The sequence below is a fragment of the Pelomonas baiyunensis genome, assembly GCF_043555935.1.
GTDB lineage: Bacteria > Pseudomonadota > Gammaproteobacteria > Burkholderiales > Burkholderiaceae_C > Pelomonas > Pelomonas baiyunensis.
Map to the genome: position 1 here is coordinate 719,097 of NZ_JBIGIB010000001.1, position 13,397 is coordinate 732,493.

The following is a 13,397-nucleotide window of genomic DNA, read 5'->3' on the forward strand; positions in this document are numbered from 1 at the left end:
CCCTTCATGCCTCAAGACCAGGCTCACGGACTGCGGCGCTTGTTCGCCGCGCCCAAGCAGCGCTTCGTGCCCGTGGTGTGCAACCCGCGCGTGATGGGCGCCGGCGTGCTGCTGGAAGGGCTGTGCGCCGCCTTTGCCGAGCTGAACCTGCACACGCTGGTGGTGGACGCCGGCGTGCATTCGCCGCAGCCGTCGGAACTCGCGCAGGTGGACCTGTCCAACTGCATCGAACGGCTGTCGCCACGCCTGTCGTACCTAGCCGCCCGCGGCCTGCCCATGCGCTACATCAACGCCAACGGCTCGGCGGCTGCCTTCCTGGAAGCGGTGGCCGAGGCGGCGCCCGAGGCGGATGTGATCCTGCTGCACGCGTCGGCGGCGGAGCTGTCGCGCGTGGTGGCCTTGCGCGAGGTGCGCCCGCTGCTGCTGGCCGACACCGACCCCGCCAGCGTCACCGAAGCCTACGCGGGCATGAAATGGCTCACGCAACGCGCCGGGCTGATGGTCTACAGTTTGCTAATGGCCTGCCACCCCCAGTTGCGCGTGGCCACCCGCATCGCGCAACAGCTCAATTCCTGCGCCGACGGCTTCCTCGGCGCGGTGCTGCGCGACTGGGCCTGCCTGGACCCGCGCACTGCGCACCAGGCCGTGCTCACACCGGAACTGCGCCACCTGGCCCGCGAGCTGCTTCTGGCCACGCCGCCCGGGGCCGCCGTGGACGCGGCCACCGACGCCACCCCGCTGCGCCCGGCGCGCACGGCCCCAATGCTGGCCCCCGCCCACTGATCCCGCCGGAGTTCGTCATGTACACGCCCAAAGGCCGCCTCGACAACAGCACGCTGATCAAGCAGTACAGCCCGCTGGTGCGACGCCTGGCGCATCAGATGATCGCCAAGCTGCCGGCCAACGTGGAAGTGGATGACCTCATCCAGGTCGGCCTCATCGGCCTGACCGACGCCCTCTCGCGCTTCGATGCGGAGCAGGGCGTGCAGTTCGAGACCTTTGCCACCCAGCGCATCCGCGGCGCCATGCTCGACGAACTGCGAGGCGGCGACTGGATGAGCCGCGGCACGCGCCGCCAGCAGCGCGAGATCGAAGCGGCGGTGCACAAGGTGGAACAGCGCCTGGGCCGTGCCCCGTCCGAGACCGAAATCGCCGGCGAGATGGGCGTGACGCTGGCCGAGTACCAAGACCTGCTGTCCAAGGTGCGCGGCACGCAGCTCGTCTACCTGGAAGACATGTCTGGCGACGACGGCGACGACGACTATCTCGACCGCCACGTGGCCGACGAAGCCAGCAACCCGATGGCCATGCTGCAGGACCACCGCATGCGCGAAGCGCTGGTGGCCGCCATCAAGAACCTGCCCGAGCGCGAGCAGTTCGTGATGAGCATGTACTACGAGCACGACATGAATCTCAAGGAGATTGCGGCCGTGCTGAAGGTGACCGAGTCGCGGGTGTGCCAGCTGCACAGCCAGTCGATCGCGCGGCTGCGCGTCAAGCTGCGGGACTGGTAAGCCGCTTCACGGGTGGCACTGCGGTGCCTGGGCGTACGAGCGGTGATGAGGCTTGGGCCCTTGGGCCCTTGAGCTCTCGGGGCCTGACCCTCAGGCGATGAGTCGAGCGGTGTTGCCTCGCAGGGAGGGCCGCTCAGTCCAGACTCAAGTCCCTACGCGGCCCCCACTCACTCCGCCACACACGCCCGGTTCTTGCCGGTGTGCTTGGCTTCATACAGCGCCACGTCGGCGCGGTCGAGCGCAGCTTCCAGCGTTTCGCCGGTGCGATAGAGCGTGACGCCGGCCGAGAACGTGACGAACACGTCCTTGCCCTCGTGGTTGAACAGTGCGCTGGAGAGCGAGCGCTGCAACCGCACCAGCACCTGCTGGGCTTCGTCCAGCGGCGTGTTCGGCAGCATCAGCACGAACTCTTCGCCGCCGTAGCGCGCCACCATGTCGCCCGGCCGCAGCGACGCCTGCGCGCGCTCGGCCAGTGACTTGAGGGCGATGTCGCCCGCGTGGTGGCCCAGGCTGTCGTTGAGCTTCTTGAAGTTGTCGATGTCCAGCAGCGCCAGCGCAATGCGGGTGGATTCGCGCTCGGACTTGGCCTGCTCGATGCCGAAAGCTTGAATCAGCCCGCGGCGGTTGGCCACCTGCGTCAGCTGATCGGTGTGTACTTCGTTGGACAGGCGGCGCAGCTCGGATTCCAGCTCGTCCACCCGCTGCGTCAGGGCTGCCGCACGGTCGTGCTCCAGGGTCAGGCGCTGCTGGGTTTGCGACACCAGGCTCTGCACGCTGCGGCTTTCTTCCACCATCTCGCGCACCGTGCCGGCCAGGCTTTCCAGTGAATCGGCCTGCTCGATGGCGTCGGCGTAGCGGCCCACGCTGCTTTGGAAGCGGTCGGTGTGCTGGCCCAGTTCGCCCAGTTCCGACAGCATGCGCTGGATCAGGCCCTTGAGTGCGTCGCGCGCCTTGGAGCGTTCGTCGCGCAGCGCGCGCTGCCGGTCGCGCGTGCCGGCCAGCAGTTCAGACACCGTGCGCACGCCCCGGCCGGACAAGCCCTGCGCCAGCGTGTTGTTCATGGCCTCGGCCTGGCCCCGAGCCCAGGAATCGTCCTCGGCCAGGTCCACCAGGCTGGACGACAACTCGCGGCACAGGCCGCCGAGTTCGTCGAACAGGTGGCGGCGGTGGTCCAGCAGGTGGCGCGCCCGCAAGCACAGCGCGGCCATTTGCTGGCTGCGCTCCGGCGTGGCGCCTTCGGCTTGCAGCTCTGCCTGCGCGGCCTCCAGCTCGCGCATCAGCGCATCGGCCGGCGTGGCTTCGGTCTGCGGCGAGCGCAGGGCGTGCCGCACCGTGCCGTTGAGCTCGTCGGCCACAGCGCTCCAGTGGGGCTGCGTGTCCACCAGCGGAATCAAGTCGCTCAGGCTGCCTGTGCGGCCGGATTCGTTGGCGCCGGCACTGCCCGGGTCCGCGCTGCCCAGGCCGCCGCTGTCGCGAAAGCCCGTTTCGGCAAAGCCGCTGTCGGCGAACAGCTGGCTGGGTGTGCCGCCGTCTTCGTCGGTCTCCACGCCGCTGTCGTCGTCGTCCTTGTCCCAGCTGGCCATCAGCTGGCCCAGGCGCTTGATGAGCTTGCCGCTGTCGGTGCGGCTCAGCTCAACGGCGCGGAACACGCCGTCCTTCTTGCGCGCAATCGTCCAGTGCCGGCCGCCGCGTTCCAGCCCCCGCACCAGGCGCTCGATGGCTTGGGCCAGCGCTTCCGCCTGGGCGCCCGGGCCGGCCACTTCCAGCAGCTTGTCGATCTGGCGCTGCAGTTCGTCCAGGCGTTGTTCACGCAGGGCGTTCTGCAACTCCTGGCGGGTGGTGCCACTGGGCAGGGCCAGGCTGATGAGCTTGGACATCAGCTGCAGGTGCCGCTCGGCCGGCGCACCGGCAGCGGCCGGGGTGGGTTCGCTGCCCGATTCGATGGCGTACGCGCGGGCGTAGTTCTCAGGCGTGGGTTCCAACCGGGCCTGGGCCAGGCGTTGCAGGGCCGCCTTGGCGAGTTGGGCGGGAGGCAGTTGCGATCGCATCGGGAACATCAGCCGCGGTTGGCGAGGTCGATGCTGGCATCGGCCTGCGTGATCCAGGGGGCCTTGCGGGGCAGCACGGTCTGGGCGATCCAGCGCTCCAGTTCGTCTGGCGGCAGCGGCTTGCTGAACAGGAAGCCCTGCATCAGCGAGCAGCCCAGGCGGTGCAGCACTTCCATCTGGCGCAGGGTCTCCACGCCTTCGGCAATGACGCGCAGGCCGAGGGCCCGGGCCAGCGCAATGATGGCTGTGACCACCGCCGAACTTTGGGGCGTGATGCCCAGGTCGCGCACGAAGGTGCGGTCGATCTTCACTTCCGAGATCGGCAGCGTGGTCAGGTAAGCGAGCGACGAATAACCGGTGCCGAAGTCATCGATCGAAATCTCCACGCCGACCTCGTTGAGGCGGTGCAGCGACGGGATGACGTTCTGCAGGTCCTTCATCAGGTTGTTTTCGGTGATCTCGAGCTGGATCGACCGGTGCGGCACGCCGTAGGCACTCACGCACTGGTGGATGTGCTCCACCAGGTCGGTGCGCTCGAACAGGCGGCTGGGCAGGTTCACGGCGATGGAGTCCGAGAAGCCGAACTGCAACTGCCACAGCTTGGCCTGGCGCGCCGCTTCCTTCAGCGCCCATTCAGACATGGGCACGATGAGGCCGGTTTCTTCGGCCAGCGGAATGAAGTCAGCGGGCGGCACGAGCACGTTGCCGCGCTGCCAGCGCATCAGCGCCTCGGCGCCCACCATGCGGGCGGCGCGCACGTCGATCTTGGGCTGGTAGTGCAGCACGATCTCGTTGCGCTCCAGCGCCTTGTGCAGCGCGCTTTCCAGCTCCAGCTTCTGCTTGCCGTGGCCGGCGAGTTGCGGCGAGTACACGGCCGACGCATTGCGGCCCTGGCTCTTCACGGCGTACATGGCGACGTCGGAGTTGCGCAGCAGGTCGGCCATGGTCTGGCCGTCGCGCGGGTACAGCGCAATGCCCACGCTGGCGGTCACGAAGCATTCCTGCCCGCCGACGAAGATGGGCTCGCGCAGGGCGTCCAGCACGCGCTGGGCCACGCGCTCGGCGTCGCGTTCATCGGCCACTTCAGGCAGCAGGGCGACGAACTCGTCACCACCCAAGCGCCCCACGGCCTCCAGGCCGCGATGGCTGCGATTGCCGGCGCCGTCGATCACACCTTCCATGATCTGGTCGGAGTGACGCACGCAGCCGCGCAGGCGGCGGCCGACTTCGATCAGCAACTCGTCACCGGCCGCATGGCCCAGCGTGTCGTTGATGACCTTGAACCGGTCCAGGTCGATCAGCAACAGGCCCACCTCATGCCCCCCACGGCGGGCGCTCTCAATGGCGCGCTCCACCCGGTAGATGAGCTGGCGGCGGTTGGGCAAGCCGGTCAGCGCGTCAAAGTGCGCCAGCTGGCGGATGCGGTCTTCCGCCTGGCGGCGGTCGGTTACGTCCTGCAGGATGCCGGTGTAGCCGTTGACGGTGCCTTGTTCGTTGAACTCGGGCTCGGCCTCGATGTGCACCACGCGCTGGCGGCCGTCGGGCAGGATCAGGGGCAGGTCCGTCACCAGCACCGAGGTGTGGGCGATCACGTCGCGCAGCAGGCGCAGGAACACGTGCCGGTCATCCGGCGGCACCATGCGCATGACGCCGATGAAGTCCAACCGGTCTTGCGGGCCTCGGCCGAACACCCGTAGGCCTTCAGCAGAGATGGTGAAGCTGCTGTGGGTGTTGCGCCACCACTCGAAGCTGCCCATGCGGGCCAGGTCCTGAGCGCGGGCCAGCTTGGCCTTGCTGCGCTCCAGCTCCAGGCGCGTGCGCGAGCTGCGCAGCAGGTAGCGCAAGCGGCCTTCCAACAAGCTCCACTGCGACGATTTGACGAAGAAGTCGGTCGCGCCCGCCTGGTAGGCCCGGTTGATGGAGGCCTCGTCATCCAGGCCGGTCAGCATCAACACCGGCAGGGATTCAAACCCCGGCGTGGCCCGCAGCAGCGAGCAGGTCTCGAAGCCGTCCAGGTCAGGCATCAGGGCGTCCAGCACCACCACGTCGGGCGTGCGTGTGGACAGCAGGCCCAGGGCCTCACTGCCGCTGGAGGCCTCGGCCACATCGAAACCGCGCTCGCGCAGCGCGGCGCCGGTCAGCAGCAGGTTGACCTCGTCGTCGTCGACCAGCAGCACCCGCGGGCTGGGGGGCAGGTCGTCGAGGGCAGGGCCGGTGGGCAGCATGGTCAGGTTTACAGCAGGGCGGCCAGGGCGACGCGCACTTGCTGGATGTCGTCCAGCATCGCGTCGAGTTGCGCGGGCAGGCCGGTCACCTGGCCGTCGCGGGCCATGGATTCAATTTCCGCGCATCGGGCCGAGAGGCCCAGCGCACCCAGGCTGGCCGACGACGACTTCAGCGTGTGGCTGACGTGGCGCACCGCCGCCAGGTCCAGTTCAGCCCCGGCACGGGCGCGGGCGAGGTCCGGCAGCAGCCGGTCCAGCGAATTGGAAAACGCCTGCACCACGCGCTCCAGCAACTTGGCCTGTCCGCTGGGGTCGAGTTCCCGCAAGCGACGGATCGCCTCGGGGTCGAGCAGCACAGCGGGGGAAGAGGCGGTCATGGTCAAACAGCGGGTCGGCAGACTCGGCAAACTTAAATGTAGCCTGGGTCGGCAGGGGGGGCGCCGCGAAGGAATGCACAGATTCCACGGTGTGCAAGGTGGTTATTGACGTCGCTTGATCTGGCTGCGGGTGAGCCCTGAATCGCCCGGGCACCGGGGTGGTGCTGCCTACAATCCATTGCATGACCAGCCTCAGCGACGACAGCGCGCCCTTGGCTCGGCGCGAGCAGCGTCGGGTGCCCATGCGGCTGCTGGTGGCGGGCCTGGCGCTGGCCGTGGCGCTGATGCTGGCCTTCGGCGGGCTGGTGGTGTTGGCCCTGATGCGTGTGTGGGGCGGCGAGGTCGGTCTCGTGCACGCTGCGTTGGTGCTGACGGCGTTCTTCACCGGCATGTTGTTGCTGGTGGCCGCTGGCCTGGGTTGGCACGTGGGCGTGCGCCTGACCCGACAGCGCCTGGCCGAACCGCTGCGCGAAGCGCGCCAACAGTTGTTGATTCAGGCGCAGTTGCAGCGCGATTGGCAGTGGGCCACCGACGCACAACACCGGCTCGTGCGTTGGCAGGCGCCGCAAGGCGCGCCGTCGTCCTCGTGGGTGGGCACGGGCATGGGCACCCAGCAGCTGTGGGAGCGGTTCAGCGGTTCCGAAGTGGCGGCGCAACTGCGCGCCCGGCTGGACGCGCATCAGCCCTTTGTCGATCTGGCGGCTTGCAATGAGGCCGGCGCGGCATGGCAGTTGACCGGGCAGCCTTGCATCGACGCCAACGGTCATTTCTCGGGCTACTTGGGCACGGCACGGCCCGCGTCAGCGACGACGGCCGGGGCGAAGGGGGCTGCGGCCGCCGTGGTGTTGCCCAGTGCCAGCGCCGATGCCGATGCCGCCGCCGAGCAGGCCTCGTTCAGCTACAGCGTCTCGCACGATTTGCGGGCGCCGTTGCGGGTGGTGGAGGGCTTTGCCCGCATCTTGAAAGAGGACTACGGCAGCCGCCTGGACCGCGTGGGCAATGACCACCTGGACCGCGTGATGAGTGCCGCCGCGCGCATGAACAGCATGATCGACGCGCTGCTGTCGCTGAGCCAGCTCAGCACGCGGCCGCTGGCGTCGCAGCCGGTGCATCTGTCGCAGTTGGCCGGATTCATCCTCGACGACCTGCGCCGCGCGGACCCTCAACGCGAGGTGGCGGTCAGCATCGAGCCGGGCCTGGTGGTGCAGGGCGACCCGACCTTGCTGCGCATGGTGCTGGAGAACCTGCTGGGCAACGCCTGGAAGTACAGCAGCAAGCAAGAGCGCGCGGAGATTGCCTTTGGCCAGCTGGAGCAGGGCGGCCACCGGGTGTACGTGGTGCGCGACAACGGCGCCGGCTTCGACATGCGGTTTGCCGAGCGGCTGTTCGGCGTGTTCCAGCGCCTGCACAGCGCCAGCGACTTCCAGGGCACCGGCGTGGGCCTGGCGCTGGTGCGGCGCATCGTGCGCCGCCACGGCGGCGACATCTGGGCCGAGTCGGCCGTGGGCGAGGGCGCCCGCTTCTATTTCACGCTGGGTTGATGGGTTGACACGCGCCGCCGCAGAAGGGCGCGAGCCGGTTAGCCCTTGCCCGGGCGGGCCAGCAGTTCCACCGCATCCACCAAGCGGCGCGCCTGCTCGGGCACGCTGTGGCCGTCGGCCGAGGCCAGGCTCAGCAGGCGGGCCAGCGCTTCGTCGCGCGGCAGCGAGAAGCGGTGCATCAAGACCCCCACGGCCAGGGCGGTGATGTCCAGCGTGGCGGGCACTTCACTGCCGGTGGCCGCGGGTGCCACCGCAGACGCGGCCGTGGCGGCGGTGGGCGGCGCCGCAGGGGGCGTGGCGCGTGCGAAGGCCGCTTCCACCGCGGGCACGATCTGCGAGATGTCCAGCGGCTTGACGAGGTAGGCCACCGCGCCCAGTTCCTTCACCTTGGTCACCGTGGCCTCGTCGGCAAAGGCCGAGAGGAACATGAACGGGGTTTGCAGGTATTCGCGCAGGTAGGCCGCCACGTCAAACCCGGTGAGGCCTTCCATGCGGATGTCCAGCAGCGCGAGCTGCGGGCGGTGCTCGCGGGCCAGCAGAATGGCGTCGTCTCCGTTGTCGGCATCGATGACATCGAAGCCGGCCTGCGTGAGCCCATAGCTCAGCGTGGCCAGCACCAGCCGGTCGTCGTCCACCACCAGGATCTTGCCCTTGCTCACCAGCACCTCAGGAAGCGTGTTTTGTGGCGGGATTGTGAACCACGCTGGGCGGCATCAATTCCAGGCGGCATACCACGTCGGTTTCGACCTGTGCCAGGCTCAAGATCGCACTGCGCCGCGGCAGCAGCGCCCGCACCAGGCCCAGGCCTGACACCCCGCTGCGGATGGCCCCCAGCTCGAAGCCCTCGGGCAGCTGGCCGGCGTTGGCAATCTCGACGGCCACGCCGCCCAGGTCGCAGATGAGCTGGCAGCGCACCGGCGCGCCCTGGCCGTGCCGCAGCGCGTTGCCCAGCAACTCGTTCAGGCTCAGTGCGATTGGAATGGCTTCGGCCTCGGGCAGGCACCAGTCGTCCAGCAGGGCGCCGCCCTCGGCGGTGGTGGTGATGACACGGCCCTGCATGCGCTGCACCGAGCCGACGATGGCGTCGAACACCCGCTTGATCAGCAGCGGGCCGGAGGCGCCCACCTGCAGGCCGTACACCTGCGCAATGGCCTGCACCTGGCCCACGGCTTCCTTCAGCACCGGCGCCACTTCGGGCCGACGTGCGGCGGTTTGCTGCAGCAGGCCGGCCACGCCTTGCAGGTTGTTCTTGATGCGGTGGTGCACCTCGCGCACCAGCAGCTCGCGCTGCGCAATGGCGGCCTGCAGCCGGGCCTGCTCGGCGGCGCGCTGCTCGGTCACGTCGCTGGCCACCATCAGCAGCCATTGCGGCGCATCGCCCGGCGTGGTGCCGGCCAGGTGCAGCAGCCGGGTGTCCCACAGCCGCGTGCCCTGCGGGCCAGGCACCGGATATTCCCGCTGCACCAGGGCTTGCGAGGCCAGGGCCTCGCGCATGTCGGCCTCCACACGGGCGCCCAGCTCGGAGCCGAACAGGCGGGTGGGGTCGCCGTCCAGCAGCGCATCTTCGGGCAAGCCAGCCAGGGCTGCGGCCGCCTGGTTGAGCTTCACGATGCGTAGGGTTTGGGCCTCGTGCAGGGTGATGGCCAGCGGCGCGCCTTCGATGATGCGGGCAAGCGACGCCTCGGCCAGGCGCGTCTGGGCCTCGGCTGCGCGGCGGCGGTCGATGTCCAGCAGCGCGTAGGTGGTCTGCACGCCGCCGTCGTCGCGCGGGGTCTGCACCGCGTTGCCGATGACCCAGAACTGCCGTCCGTCGCGCCCGCGCAGCTGGCACTCGAACACGTCGCTGCCCGGCTCGGCGTGGAAGGCGTGGTCGTCATCGTCCGGCGCCAGCACGCCCAGCGGCTGGCCCTGCACTTCGTCCAACTCGCAACCAAACATGCGCCGCGCGGAGCGGTTCATCCACTCGATGCCGTGCGCGCCCACGGTGACGATGCCCACCAGCACCGAGTCGAGCACGGCGCGCTCGCTCTCGGCGCGCAGCAGCAGGGCGTTCTCAGCCTGCGCCTGCGCGGTGACATCGAGCGTGACGACGGATGTGGAGCGGCGCCCGCCGGCCAGCACGCCGGGGGCCACGCGGGTGAGCAGCCAACGACGCCCCAGCTCGGGGTGGCGCACCGCGTAGCGCACCTCCACCGCATCACCCCGCTTGAGGGCGCGCTGCAGGCGCTCGAACTCCGGCAGCGAGGCGGGCTCCACCAGGTCCCGGTGAATGCCTTGCAGCGAACCCACGGGCAATTTGCTGCCGGCGCGCAGCGGCGCCGTCTTGCGGTGGGACTTGAGCCAGCCGGCTTCGGGCTGGAAGGTGGCCAGGCCCACGGCGGCGGTGTCCATGAGGGCGTCCAGCTGCTGGTGCGCGAGATCGCGTTCACGCAGGGGGCTTTGGTCTTCCAGCGCGGCCAGCAGCAGGGTGCGTTCGCCCTGGCGCCACAGGCGCAGGCGCGCCAGCAGCCAGTGGGACTGGCCGTGCCGGTCGGTGAACTCGGCTTCCGTGATGAGGGCCGGGTCTTGCGGCCGTTGCGCCGCCAACGCCGGCAGCGGGGCGCCGTGATGCCAGCCCAGCAGGGCCTGCAGCAGGTCGGGCAGCTCGTTGAGCGAGGCGGGCGCGTCGGGCCCCGCCGTGGGTGGGGCATGCAGGGCCGCGAAGGCGGCGTTTTTCCGCAGCACGCGGCCGGTGGTGGCATCGGCCAGCAGCGCCGGCCCGGCGGCCAGGGCCAGCCACTCGGCCAGCGGTGGGTCCTGCGCCTGCGCAGCGCTCAGCCGGGCATGCAGCAGCCAGTTGGGCCGGTCGCGCAGCAGGTGCAGGGTGGCGCGCTGGCCATCGGGCAGTTTGAGCGGCGGGGCGGGCGGGGCCGGGCGGGTGGCGTCAATGGCGCGCGTGGCCTCGCGCAGCCAGGCATCCAGTCGCCCGCCGGCGGCCTGGCGCAGGGCCCGCCAGCCTTCGGCGGTGTCGGGGCCCAGCCAGTCGCGGGCGGCGGCGTTGCCGCGCAGGGCGGACAGGTCGGATCGCAGGGTCAGGATCGGGTCGCTGACCAGATCCAGCAGCGCGGCGGATGCGGGCAGGCCGAACATGGATCAGCCGCCGCGCCGTGGGCGCTGCGTCGCGGCCAGACCAATCCCCAGCGATCTCATTCCAGCTGGGACGCCTTGTGCAACGCGCGCAGCACGCAGGCGTTGATCTCGCCGGCGCCCAGCATCAGCGCGTCGGCGCGCTCGCGGTAGTCGAACACGCTCTCGGCTTCCACGGCCATCACCAGCTCGAGGTAGGGGCGGAAGGGGCCGCTTTCGTCCACCAGCGCCTGGCGCACGCGCTCGGGCACGGGGATGCTCTGCAGCAGCTTGTCGAAGGGCTGCTTGAGCATGTGGTCCAGCAGCGAGAACAGGCCGCAGATGAACATCTCGTCGCGTTGTTCGCGGTCGTCCATGCCGGCGGCCAGTTCTTCCATCAACAGACCGCGGCGCAGGGCACCGAACATGATGGGGCGCATGCTGTGGTCGTTGCTCGCGGTGGTGAGCAGCAGCGCCAGCCAGCGCTTGAGGCGGTTGTAGCCCAGCAGCATGATGGCGTGGCGGAAGCTGGACACCTCCACCGGCAGGCCGAACGCGGCCGAGTTCATGTAGCGCAGCAGCTTGAACGCGAGGCTCGGGTCGCGTTTGAGGGTCTGCTCCAGGCGCTCCACGTCGTCGCCCTGGTCGACGCGCGACATCAGCTCCACGATGACTTGCTGGTCGGCCGGGATCTCGGTCTTGGGGGCGCCGGGTTGGGCCTCGAAGGCGCCGTCCATGGGCCAGCCGATGACCTGGTCGGCCCCGCCGGCAAAGCTCGCCTCAATCGCGGCGGCGCCGCGCACCCCGGCGTGCACCTTGGGCACGCCCGCGGGGCCGGCCTGGCCGGGCTCCAGCAGCACCTGCTTGAACACCGCCGCCACCGGCGCCGGCAGCGGCGAACTGGGTAGGCCCTTGAGCAGCCCGGTGTGGCCGCCGGCCTTGAGCGTGGCGATGGCGTCGGTGTGCGCGGCGTCGGCGGCGATAAAGGCCGGAATTTCGATCTGGCAGGGCTGGGCCGGCGGCTGCGCCAGCAGGTCGGTCAGCAGACCTTCGCCCTGCGGGCTGAGCACCAGGCCGCCCTTGGGCCACACCGCGGCGAGCGCCGGCAGCAGTTCGGCCGCATCGGCGCGGGCCTCGGGGCGCATGGGGATGAGGGTGAGCCGGGTGCCGGCGATGGCGCGCTGGCGGTCGATGACCGGCGCGTAGCCCAGGGCGATGCCCGGGAGGACGGCGTGATCAAGGGCGTCGGGGGTGTTGTCAGACATGGCGCAGCGCGAAGGCGGTGAATGCGGCAGTCTGCCACGCCGCCCCGGCCTTGCTGCCGCCAAATCGTGACAGCTTCACGCCCGCCGGGCGCCGTCAGCCCTGGATGTACTGGAAGAGGGACATGCGCTGCACCATGGCGTAGGTTTTGAGCGCGGTGTCGTAGCCCGACTGCTGGTTCTGGAACTCTGAGATGCCTTGCACCATGTCCAGGTCTTCGGCCGCGCTGCGTTCCTCGGTGTTGTATTGCCTGAGCGCGGCCAGGCGGCTTTCGGTGCCGTCCAGGTTGTTCAGCCGCTCGCCAGTTTGGCTGCGCACGTTTTGCAGGCCCGACATGACGGCATCGATGTCGCGCAGCCGGCCGGAATTGCTTTGCGCAATCGCCGCGTTGGAGCGCAGCGGGGTTTGCAGTTCCTTGATGCTGCGGTCCAGCACGTCGAACACCTTCAGCGAGTTGGTGGCCGGGGCGATGGTGAACACGTCGCCATCGGCCGGCGTGCCGCTCACGGACACGCTGATGCCGTCGAAGGTGATGGCCTGGCCCGTCTTGTAGGTGCCGCCGGTCACGCCCGCGCCGGTGGTGGTGTTGACCACGCTGTAGGTCTGGCTGGGGGCGGTGCCGGAGATGCTGATGCTGTAGCTGTTGGCCTGGTTGGCCTGCTGCAGCTGGGGGTCGATGACGCGGCCGGAATCGATCCAGGCTTGCGGTGGGTTGCCGGTGATGGCATTCAGGCCGGCGTCGGTCACAAAGCTGCCGTTGCCGCTGCGCGCCTGCTCCCAGGCGGTGCGGCCGTCGACCGAGAGCTGGAAGTTGTCGATGTTGCCGGTCTGGATCACGCCGGACACGCCGACGTAGTTCACGCCCGTGGCTTGGTCGAGGAACGGCGGCTTGGCTGCGCCCTGGCCCGAGAAGATGTAGCCGCCGGCGCCGTCCGGGCGGTTGGCGATGGCCAGCAGTTGGTCTCGGATGCCCTTGAGCTTGTTCGCCAGGCCCTGGCGCTCAGCGTCAGAGTAGCTGGCGTTGCCGGCGGCCATCACGGTCTCGCGGGCCTGTTGCAGCAGTTCGTTGGCGTCGCCCAGGGCCGATTCCGCCAGCGTCATGCTGTTGCGGCTGGCCTCCAGGGCGCGCTGGTTGGCTTCCACCCGGCCGATGGCCGCCAGCGCCCGCTCGGCCCGGGCGGCGCCGGTGGGGTCGTCGCTGGCCATTTGCACCCGCTTGCCGGAGGTGAGCTGTTGTTGCTGTTGCTGCATCGTCTCCTGCCGGCGTTGCAGGGTGGCGATGGCGGTGTCGTACTGGTGGGCGGTCGCAATTCTCATGGGTCAC

General features: G+C 69.7%; 10 protein-coding genes. 3 read left to right on the plus strand and 7 right to left on the minus strand.

Going from position 1 to position 13,397, the window contains the following annotated elements:
• Positions 1-6: 6 nt before the first annotated feature.
• Entirely contained in the window at positions 7-783 is a 777-nt protein-coding gene (locus ACG01O_RS03125) for a MinD/ParA family ATP-binding protein (RefSeq protein WP_394381296.1), read from the plus strand.
• Between the two features lie 17 nt (positions 784-800).
• On the plus strand, positions 801-1,514 hold the full coding sequence (locus ACG01O_RS03130; RefSeq protein WP_394381298.1) for an RNA polymerase sigma factor FliA: 714 nt from the start codon (positions 801-803) through the stop codon (positions 1,512-1,514).
• Positions 1,515-1,681: 167 nt separating this feature from the next.
• On the opposite strand, the gene ACG01O_RS03135 is transcribed toward ACG01O_RS03130, so the two are convergent.
• The 3 genes from ACG01O_RS03135 to ACG01O_RS03145 are packed head-to-tail and all read right to left on the minus strand — an operon-like array spanning position 1,682 to position 6,164.
• On the minus strand, positions 1,682-3,562 hold the full coding sequence (locus ACG01O_RS03135) for a diguanylate cyclase domain-containing protein (protein WP_394381300.1): 1,881 nt from the start codon (positions 3,560-3,562) through the stop codon (positions 1,682-1,684).
• A gap of 8 nt (positions 3,563-3,570) precedes the next feature.
• The gene (locus ACG01O_RS03140) at positions 3,571-5,787 is read right to left on the minus strand and encodes a putative bifunctional diguanylate cyclase/phosphodiesterase (RefSeq protein ID WP_394381301.1); all 2,217 of its coding nucleotides are present in this window, start codon (positions 5,785-5,787) and stop codon (positions 3,571-3,573) included.
• Between the two features lie 8 nt (positions 5,788-5,795).
• Positions 5,796-6,164, minus strand: a complete 369-nt coding sequence (locus ACG01O_RS03145; RefSeq protein ID WP_394381303.1) for an Hpt domain-containing protein — start codon at positions 6,162-6,164, stop codon at positions 5,796-5,798.
• A gap of 182 nt (positions 6,165-6,346) precedes the next feature.
• Between ACG01O_RS03145 and ACG01O_RS03150 the strand changes: the two genes are divergently transcribed.
• Complete coding sequence (locus tag ACG01O_RS03150) at positions 6,347-7,705, plus strand: sensor histidine kinase (RefSeq protein WP_394381305.1); 1,359 nt, start codon at positions 6,347-6,349, stop codon at positions 7,703-7,705.
• A 38-nt stretch (positions 7,706-7,743) separates the two neighbouring features.
• Here ACG01O_RS03150 and ACG01O_RS03155 read toward each other — a convergent pair whose 3' ends face one another.
• From ACG01O_RS03155 to flgL, 4 genes are all read right to left on the minus strand, one after another.
• A complete protein-coding gene (locus tag ACG01O_RS03155) occupies positions 7,744-8,370 on the minus strand; it encodes a response regulator (protein WP_394381307.1) in 627 nt (208 codons plus the stop codon).
• A 1-nt stretch (position 8,371) separates the two neighbouring features.
• Positions 8,372-10,834, minus strand: coding sequence for a PAS domain-containing sensor histidine kinase (locus tag ACG01O_RS03160; protein ID WP_394381309.1), 2,463 nt, complete (start codon positions 10,832-10,834; stop codon positions 8,372-8,374).
• A 56-nt stretch (positions 10,835-10,890) separates the two neighbouring features.
• Positions 10,891-12,075 (minus strand): EAL and HDOD domain-containing protein, encoded by a 1,185-nt coding sequence (locus tag ACG01O_RS03165; RefSeq protein WP_394381311.1) that lies wholly within the window; start codon positions 12,073-12,075, stop codon positions 10,891-10,893.
• Between the two features lie 94 nt (positions 12,076-12,169).
• On the minus strand, positions 12,170-13,390 hold the full coding sequence (gene flgL, locus ACG01O_RS03170) for a flagellar hook-associated protein FlgL (RefSeq protein ID WP_394381313.1): 1,221 nt from the start codon (positions 13,388-13,390) through the stop codon (positions 12,170-12,172).
• Between the last annotated feature and the right edge of the window lie 7 nt (positions 13,391-13,397).